The organism is Anaerophaga thermohalophila str. Valhall (assembly GCF_000250735.1).
Classification (GTDB): Bacteria; Bacteroidota; Bacteroidia; order Bacteroidales; family Marinilabiliaceae; genus Anaerophaga; species Anaerophaga thermohalophila_A.
Map to the genome: position 1 here is coordinate 1 of NZ_AHZV01000311.1, position 9,390 is coordinate 9,390.

At 39.2% G+C, this 9,390-nt stretch carries 7 protein-coding genes; 5 read left to right on the forward strand and 2 right to left on the reverse strand.

Going from position 1 to position 9,390, the window contains the following annotated elements:
* Nucleotides 1-143: 143 nt before the first annotated feature.
* The gene (locus tag OQ5_RS0115970; protein ID WP_016778450.1) at nt 144-1,337 is read right to left on the reverse strand and encodes an ATP-binding protein; all 1,194 of its coding nucleotides are present in this window, start codon (nt 1,335-1,337) and stop codon (nt 144-146) included.
* Between the two features lie 681 nt (nt 1,338-2,018).
* Between OQ5_RS0115970 and OQ5_RS0115985 the strand changes: the two genes are divergently transcribed.
* A complete protein-coding gene (locus tag OQ5_RS0115985) occupies nt 2,019-2,396 on the forward strand; it encodes a type II toxin-antitoxin system VapC family toxin (RefSeq protein WP_016778453.1) in 378 nt (125 codons plus the stop codon).
* Nucleotides 2,397-2,618: 222 nt separating this feature from the next.
* Here the strand turns inward: OQ5_RS0115985 and OQ5_RS23630 are convergent, their stop codons facing one another.
* Nucleotides 2,619-2,792 (reverse strand): hypothetical protein, encoded by a 174-nt coding sequence (locus OQ5_RS23630; protein WP_016778454.1) that lies wholly within the window; start codon nt 2,790-2,792, stop codon nt 2,619-2,621.
* Between the two features lie 525 nt (nt 2,793-3,317).
* Here OQ5_RS23630 and OQ5_RS24920 point away from each other — a divergent pair.
* From OQ5_RS24920 to OQ5_RS0116005, 4 genes are read left to right on the forward strand one after another with little or no spacing between them, the layout of a single operon-like run.
* A complete protein-coding gene (locus OQ5_RS24920; RefSeq protein WP_255297587.1) occupies nt 3,318-5,204 on the forward strand; it encodes a SusC/RagA family TonB-linked outer membrane protein in 1,887 nt (628 codons plus the stop codon).
* 31 nt (nt 5,205-5,235) lie between these two features.
* Nucleotides 5,236-6,513: a TonB-dependent receptor domain-containing protein gene (locus OQ5_RS24925; RefSeq protein ID WP_255297588.1), complete on the forward strand. Its 1,278-nt coding sequence runs from the start codon at nt 5,236-5,238 to the stop codon at nt 6,511-6,513.
* A gap of 34 nt (nt 6,514-6,547) precedes the next feature.
* A complete protein-coding gene (locus OQ5_RS0116000) occupies nt 6,548-7,966 on the forward strand; it encodes a SusD/RagB family nutrient-binding outer membrane lipoprotein (RefSeq protein WP_016778455.1) in 1,419 nt (472 codons plus the stop codon).
* 32 nt (nt 7,967-7,998) lie between these two features.
* Nucleotides 7,999-8,808 carry a hypothetical protein gene (locus OQ5_RS0116005; RefSeq protein ID WP_016778456.1) on the forward strand — a complete coding sequence of 270 codons (810 nt, stop codon included), beginning with the start codon at nt 7,999-8,001 and terminating at the stop codon, nt 8,806-8,808.
* Nucleotides 8,809-9,390 lie beyond the last annotated feature (582 nt).

Below are 9,390 nucleotides of genomic sequence, written 5' to 3' on the forward strand. Positions count from 1 at the left end.
GCTGCATCTATCTTCCGCCTTCTGTCTCTGTGTTCTTCTGTGCCTTATGTGGTGATTTCTCAACCTCAGCCTCAACCTCAACCTCAGCCTCAACCTCAGCCTCAACCTCAGCCTCAACCTCAGCCTCAGCCTCAGCCTCAGCCTCAATCTGCTTTGCTCATCCTGACGGTTGGTAAACTTTCAATATCAAGTTTATTCCACGGGAGTAACGAACCATTTTCTGTTTTCATTCTTTGGTCTCCGTCATAAATAATAAATAATTGTTCAGCGGGGGTTTCTGAGAGCTTTTTCCACTTTTTTAGACCTTTAAAGAAGTGCGGAGTTGGCGTTTTTCCTGATTTGATTTCAAATGCTGTTATTTTGTTGTCTTTTTCAACAATCAGGTCGATTTCATTTCCTGTTTTATCGCGCCAGAAAGAAAGAGTTGGCGTAGCTCCCCTGTGGAAGAAATACTTTAAAAACTCGTTAATAACCAGATTCTCAAATAATCCGCCACGGAGAAAATGAGTGTTTAGCTGGGTCCTTGATGAGATTGAGAGAAGCGAACACGCCAGGCCTGTATCATAAAAATACAATTTCGGGGTTTTAACCAATCTTTTAGAGTAGTTATTGTGATTGGGCTGAAGCAGGTAAACAATGTAACTGGCCTCCAGGACTGAAATCCAGGTTTGGGCTGTTGAAACAGCAATGCCGCAATCATTGGCCAGGGACGACAGATTAAGTAACTGACCTATTCTACCTGCACACAATTTGACAAAACGAATAAACTTACTCAGGTCACCAATGTTTTTCATTTGCCGCACATCGCGTTCGATGTATGTTTGAAGATAGAAAGGGTAAAAATCCGGTGGAGATATGGTTTTATCGTATAATCTCGGATAGCTTCCTGCAAAAATTTCGGCATCAGTACTATCCGGGAGAATATGGTGGTGGTTCATTTCTTCGTGAGAAAACGGAAGCAGTTTTAGTAAAGCAGTTCTTCCGGCTAATGACTGCCCGATATTTTGCATGAGCAAAAAATTGTGTGAACCCGCGAGGAGATAAATGCCTTCCTTGTTTAACTGGTCGACGTGCGTTTGGATGTATGAAAACAACTCTGGAACTCGCTGTACTTCATCCAGAATTGCTTTTTCAGGATAGGTTTTCAGAAAATTACGCGGATCCTCCGTTGCCATGAGGCGTATATCCGGGTCCTCTAAGGAAACATATTCATAATCAGGAAAACTATGACGCAAAAGTGTGGATTTGCCTGACTGTCTGGGGCCTGTCAGTGTGATAACCGGATACTTTGTGGCCAGCTCTTTTATTTTACCGGTTAATGTCCGCGGTACAAACATATCGTTTAATTTTATTTTATGGACAAATTTACGATTGAAAAATAAATTTGGCAAGATAGAGGGAGGTGGTCTGGTTGCCGGGGCCCCCTAAATCCCCCAGGGGGACATATAATTTAAAACACTCTTTCAAATTTGGTTAATCTCTGTTATCCAGGATGCAACTTTATCTTTTGTGTTCTTATATGTCTTATATGGTTTATTTTTTGAGTTCTGTGTTTTGAGTTAGCGGGCTTGTTGAGAGATTCACGACCGTGCATCTCTACATGCTTCTATCTTCTGACTTCCGCCTTCTATCTCTGTGTTCTTCTGTGTTCTTCTGTGCCTTATGTGGTGATTTCTCAACCTGAGCCTCAACCTCAACCTCAGCCTCTATAAAATAATCTCTGTGTCTTCTGTGGTTAATTTTCAACCTTATCCTCATCCCTCATTGAAGGGAATATTGAGCTGATTTGTTTTCACAAAATTGCTATATACCGAAGAAATTATTTAACTTTGATAAGAATAAAACAATTGTAGAAATGATAATTGAAATCCATAAGCCATTAACAAAATCGAAAATTCAAAAAATATCAAAACGGCTTGCAGAAAGAAAGTCGAAAAAAAAAGTATTTAATCCTGACAAATACTTCAATACCATAAAATGGCAAGAGAAACCTGCGGAAATTCAAACTCAAATGAGAAATGAATGGAAATAGTATTCTTGTTGATACGAATATCGTAATTTCTTTAACCAATGGTTATGAAGATATTTTACCAATCCTAAGAAACAAGATTGTTTATCTTTCCATTATTTCAGAAATGGAGTTGCTTTCATGGCCAAAGATTAACAATTCTGAGATTAAGGTTTTAAAGAATATGCTTAAAGAATTCAATATTATTGAATTAAATCAAAGAATAAAAGAGAAGGCCATATTTATCCGCAGGAACTATTCTTCCAAGCTACCCGATGCTATTATTGCGGCTACATCTATCTGCTATGATCTTCCTTTAGTAACTTATGACAAAGGATTTTCAAAAATTTCTCAACTGGATTTGCTTTTGTTGAATTTTGACGCGTGATTGTTGCTGGTTGCTGGTTGCCGGGACCCCCTAAATCGCCCAAGGGGGACTTTTAGTTTGAGGCCCCCTAAATCGCCCAATGGGGGACATATTAGAAATACTCTTTCAAATTTGGTTAATCTCTGTTATCCAGGATGCAACTTTATCTTTTGTGTTCTTATATGTCTTATATGGTTTATTTTTTGAGTTCTGTGTTTTGAGTTAGCGGGCTTGTTGAGAGACTCACGACCGTGCGTCTCTACATGCTTCTATCTTCTGACTTCCGCCTTCTATCTCTGTGTTCTTCTGTGCCTTATGTGGTGATTTCTCAACCTCAGCCTCAACCTCAGCCTCAACCTCAGCCTCAGCCTCAACCTCAACCTCAACCTCAACCTCAACCTCAACCTCAACCTCCATAAAATAATCTCTGTGTCTTCTGTGGTTAATTTTCAACCTTATGTCCCCGGTCTTTAAACCAATTAAACCAAATTTTCTAATATTTGTTATTTGAGGGTAGTATCAGGAAAAAATATATTTGCTGTTACTCATTACTGGTTTATTGAGGGGAATAAAAAACTATAACCGACAAAATCCAGGATTGACCCCCTTTATTTTAGGGGTATAATAGATATAAATTAATTTTTATCTCAATTAAAGGTTGCTTTCAGGGGGTAAAACAGTGATAAAAATCAAAAAAAAATGTGGTTGGTTATTTTTTGAAAGTAAAAAGTTATATATTTGTGACAGAATTTCCATTTATACCCTCTCCCTCTTAATAAAACACCACTAACAACCTGACAAAAGTCATGGTGTTAATTTTACAGAAGGTGAAGTCAAAAAAACATTGTTAAAATCTTTAAATTATATAAAACATTCATTAACTTGGATGTGTTTTTTAAATTATAAATGTTGTTCTATTTTTTAATTTTAAACCTTTAATCTATGAAGAAAGTACTTTTAGCACTTTCGTTCCTCATGGTTTTTGGCATTGGGAATATAATAGCCCAGGCTCAGACCATAACAGGAACTGTTACTGATAGTGAGACAGGAGACCCTATACCGGGTGTTTCTGTTTTTGTAAAAGGAACCACTGTTGGTACGGTGACTCAGGCAAATGGTACCTATTCGCTTAGAGTACCTGAAGAAGCTGAGACCATTGTTTTTTCTTTCGTTGGAATGGAAACTCAGGAAATTCCTTACGAAGGACAATCCACAATCAACGTTCAAATGGTAAGTACTGCCATTGCAATGGACGAAGTAATTGTAACTGCTTTGGGTATTAAGCGCGAAAGAAAGGCGCTTGGTTATGCAGTTCAGGATGTGGATGCTGAAGAACTTGGCAGAACTGGCAACTCGGATTTAGCCAGCGCTATGCAGGGCAAACTTGCAGGTATGGATATTAAACCATCAAGCGGTATGCCTGGAGCATCATCTCAAATTGTAATCAGAGGTGCAAGATCGTTTACAGGAAACAATACACCTCTTTACGTTGTTGACGGGATGCCGATTTCATCAACGGCCGATTTTTCTACAGGAAATAGTGTTACCGGGGCCGATATCTCCAACAGGGCTGTTGATATTAATCCCGCCGACATTGAAAGCATTAATGTTCTGAAAGGGCAGGCAGCGGCAGCTTTGTATGGAATAAGGGCCTCCAATGGAGTTGTTATTATTACTACAAAAAGTGGCGCTAATAACAAGGTAGGTAAGCCTGTTGTCAGACTTTCGCACAATTCCAGTTTCGATGTAGTTTCCCGGACTCCCGACTATCAGATGACATGGGCACAGGGTAACTATGGCAGTTATATTCCAAATACTTCATTGTCATGGGGACCTAAAATTGAAGATTTACCCGATAGTCCAAGCTATGGGGGAAATACAGACAATCAGTATACTCAGGAATATGGGCTGCAAGAGGGCAAATTTTATGTGCCCCAGTTAGCTCAGGCAGGATTAGATCCATGGGTCGAACCCAAAGCCTATAACAATTGGGATGATTATTTTCAAACCGGCTATAAATCTACAAATAGTGTTAATGTTAGCCAGGCTTTTGAAACGGGTAATTATGCCATCGCTTTGACCAATACATCTCAGGATGGTATTGCCTTGAACACAGGTATGGATCGGTGGAATTTCAAAGGCACAGCTGTTAAGGAACTTAATGATAATTTTAGTGTTGGATTTTCTTCCAATTATGTCAAAACTGAAATTGATAAATTATCCGGTGCCAATGATGCTTCGTTGGCTGGAGTACTGTCTGCTCCGGCAAGCTATAATCTCAAAGATTATCCTTATCATGTGCCAGGTGATCCTTATACTCAGATTTATTACAGGTCTTTAACTTTCGATAATCCTTATTGGATAGAGAAAAACAACACTTTTAACGAAAAAACCGAGCGTTTTTACGGGAACGGTTATGTGGAATTTTCAACCGATATTGGAGCATCGATAGATTTGGATGTAAAGTATCAGTTGGGAGTTGATACTTATACAACTCATTTTCAGGATATTTTTGAATATGGATCAAAGGGAGGTGCCGGAATTATGGATAATTACGGCTTTTCATCCAATACTTATAACTCTCTGCTGACCGCCAATTTTGAGTGGCAGATAGACCAAAATTCTCTGTTTTCTGCAACATTAGGTAATGAACTTAACCATGAAGAAGAAAAAGAGTATAGTCAGCACGGCGAAGATTTCAACTTTGGAGGATGGTCGCATATTCAGAACGCCAACACTGTTACGGCTGATGAGGGTCAATATAGTTCCAGAACGGTAGGTTTCTTTGGTAGTTTATCTTATGACTGGCGTTCTATGCTTTTTTTGTAATGTCACAGGTAGAAACGATTATGTTTCAAGTATGCCAAGAGGAAATCGCACATTTTTTTATCCTTCTGCTTCAATTGGTTTCGTTGCTTCCGAATTGGAATCTTTACAGATGATGGATTGGATTTCTTTTGTAAAACTCAGAGCATCTTATGCTGAAGTTGGTCAGGCAGGAACCTATATTGAGAATTATTTTACCAAGCCTGATTATAGCGGCGGTTTTTGGACAGGAGAGCCAATCCAATACCCAATTGATGGTGTAAATTCATATATTTCTAATAATATTCAGTATGACCCCAATCTTAAACCACAGAATACAACATCTTATGAAGTGGGAGTTGATTTGAAGTTCTTCAATAACAGATTCGGGATAGATTATACCTACTCACGTCAAAATGTTGAAGATCAGATTTTCCCGGTTCCGTTGGCTGCATCCACCGGGGCTGCTCAGTTGGTTATGAATGGAGGTTCTGTTCACACAAACACGCACGAGGCTGTTCTGTATGTGACACCTGTAAAGATGCGTGATTTTTCGTGGGATATTTCGGTGAATTATTCAAAAATTGAGAACGTCGTTGATGAACTGGCGCCTGGAGTAGAAAGTATTTTTCTGGGAGGATTTGTTACACCTCAGGTTCGAGCTGGTATAGGTTATACTTATCCGGTAATTTACGGTACTTCATTTAAGAAGGATGAACAGGGAAGGGTTTTAGTAGTTGACAATCCCGGTGCCTGGAATCATGGTATGCCCGAACAGGGTGAACCTGACGTAATTGGTGAAGTATCACCTGATTTTATTCTTGGTGGTACCAATACTTTTACCTATAAGAATTTATCGCTGAGTGCAGTTTTTGAATGGAAGAACGGAGGAGAGATGTATTCCGGGTCAAACGGACTTCTTGATCTTTACGGAATGTCCGAACGAACAGAAGACAGGGAGTCTACTTTCATTTTTGATGGTTATAAACCCAATGGTGAACCTAACGACATTGTAAGGGGTGGACCGAATGACCAGGATGCTATTCAGGATTTATATGTGAATGTACTTAGCAATATTGATGAATATTACATCCATGAAAATTCATTTGTGAAACTCAGAGAGTTGGCTTTGAATTATCAATATCCTCAAAAATTATTTGGTTCGGTCGACTTAGGAGTTTCTTTGTTTGCAAGAAATATTTTGCTTTGGACAGCGTTGCCGAACTTCGACCCGGAGGCTTCTCAGGGTAATAACAACATGGGAGGTTCGTTTGAGCGTTTTTCATTGCCTCAAACAACGAGTTACGGGTTTGGAATTGATGTGACGTTTTAATTAAAGTGTAAATTGTTTAATTAAGTAAGAAACTATGAAGAAATATATTAATATATTATTGGCATTCTCGTTACTGGCATCTTTTGCTGCATGTGATGAGGATACCATGGATGACATCAATGAAAATGTGAATGATCCGACTGAAATGGGTTCGCATTTGATAATAACTGATGTTATGACCAGCACTGCTTTTAGGATTGTAGGAAGTGATCCGGCCTTCTATGCTTCGGTTTATGTTGAGCATAACGTCGGTATCTATAATCAATCTTATAATGCAGAGATTAGAAGTGGTGAACCTATTAGTTCTACTACTTACAATAACTCCTGGGGATCCATTTATGAGAATTTGTATAATCTTAAGTTGATAGTTGAGAAATGTTCCGAGGGAGGAAATGAGGAAGGCAATTTTCATACGCTTGGAATTGCCCAAGTCTTGACTGCTTACAATCTGGCTGTTCTTACAGATTTATGGGGAGATGTTCCCTGGACTGAAGCTTTACTCCCTGGCCAGAATTTTACACCGGCTTTAGACAGTCAGGAAGATTTGTATAATGTTATCTTCACTCTTTTGGATGACGGAATTGCAAATCTTAATAAGGAGACTGATTTCCCAAGTCTTGGAGGTCAGGACTTTTTATATGGTGGAGATGCTGACCTTTGGATAAAATTTGCAAATGGCTTAAAAGCCAGATATACAATGCGTTTGTCTCATCGTAATCCATCATATTCTGATGTAATTACCTTTGCTGATGCATCATTTGAAGATCCGGGTGAGCAATGTCAATTTGAATATGCAGACGCTAGTCCGTTTTATCAGTTTCTTCAGGACAGGAATTATTTTGGTGCCAGTCAGAGCTTACATGACAAGCTTGTGGTCAGAAATGATCCCCGGGATGATGTGTTTTTTGACGGTGATGTTTTTGCACCAAACGGAGAGCCGGAACAGGTTCAGGATCATTACTCTAAGTCAGCTATTTCTGTTCCTACAGCTCCTACCTACCTGCTGAGTTATCATGAACTTCAGTTCTTAAAGGCCGAGGCCTATGTTCGCATGGGTGGACAGGAGCAAGAAGCAAAAGATGCACTGCTAGAGGGCATAAAAGCTGCATTTCAAAAGGTGAATATCGGCCTTACCGAAGAGGATGCTGAAGAATATTTTTCAGATGAGGTTGAGCCTCGCTTTGATAATAATGCCCTGGCAGAAGTAATGAATCAGAAGTATATAGCTTTCTATGAAGAAGAGGCAGTCGAAGCCTATAATGATTATCGAAGATTGAAAGCTATGGGAGATGATGTTATTACCTTGCAGAATCCAGCAAATACCGCGCAGTTTCCTTTGCGTTTCAGTTATGGTGCTGATGATGTCACCACAAATGAAAACGTGAGACAAGCTTATGGCGATGGTTCATATGTATATTCAGAGAATGTATGGTGGGCTGGAGGAAGTCGTTAATTTAATTTGTAAAACTTGAAATAGTTTGTGATATGAAAAAAATACTTTTATTAATATCTGCATTTATTGTCGGCATAGCTTTTCATGGTTGTGAAGAAAGTGACGATGATCCTGCAGGCTTGAGAAATGTTGGTGTTGTTTCTGTATTGAGCGACATTAATCCTGCTATCTTTATTTCAGGCGAACTTGAAAATTCCTATGTTGCCTTTGTTGCTGATACAGACGAAGGTGCCTCTTTTGAAGATGCTTATGTGGTCGGTTCCTATAATGGTGTTGGTGACCGCGTAAAGTTGCAGGATATTCAATCTTTTCCTGCCGATATTGAAATTACTGCGGCAGATGCTGCTTCTGCTCTGGGATTGAATCTTGGTGAGATAGAATCGGGAGATTATTTTGTGTTCGAGGTGGTCACTGTATCTAATGGTAAAATTACAAGATCAAATGGTGCTTTAACCGTTCGTGTAGTATGTCCTTTTGATCCTGCTCTTACATACGGCAGATACAATGCTTCTTCTGCTGGATGGGGAGTTAATGGAGGAGTTGATATTGTTCCCGATGAAGAAGACCCATATACGGTTTATGTTTCTGGGTTAGCTACAATTGACGGTCTTGTTGAGGATCGGGGGCCATTAGTAATGCATATTAATCCTTTGTCGTTTGAGGTTACCGCTGATAAAACTGTTGTTGCAAGTAATGTTGAGCCTTGGGGATTACCATATACAAATATTGCGTATGAAGGTTTTGGTATATTTGACTCTTGTACAGGAACGTATACCATGACCTTCGAGATTACTGTTGACCAAGGTAGTTTTGGTAGTTTTAATTTTGAATTTACCAGATAATTTTTTCCGGCTATTATTTCCCGTAATAGTTTTTGTGGGGGGCGGTGCTTTCGGGCGCTGCTCCTTTTTTTGTAGCAACCTAATATGCTGGACAAAATATTATTTTAAGGTGCTAAGATTTTTAAATTATTTTCATTCCTCGCAAAAACCGCAAAATATAATACACGCAAAAATCGCCAGGAAAATAAAAGAAAATGAAATAATGTAAGGGGACTTTGATGTTAAGGACGATGTTTACCGCAAATGATACAGATTCTTTGCAAGCAAAGCGGCAGAGCCGAGCGGACACAGATTATTCAGGCGCGAAAGGCAGAGATGTTTCAGGAAGGTGGTAACAGTTTAAATAGTGTCTGTCCATAAAGCACCATTTACTGCCTTACTCTCGTCCGAAAATTACTCATTTACGATGAGTAAACTCCGTATTTTCAGACTTCGCAGGGCTTGTAAATAACACTTTCTGAACAGACACTTTTTACCTATTTACCTAACCTGGACAAGCCAGAACCAACTTTTGCGTAATTTATAGACGGACACTAATTACAATAGTCAGTTAAAAAAAGCCTAAACGCAGAGACGCAATGA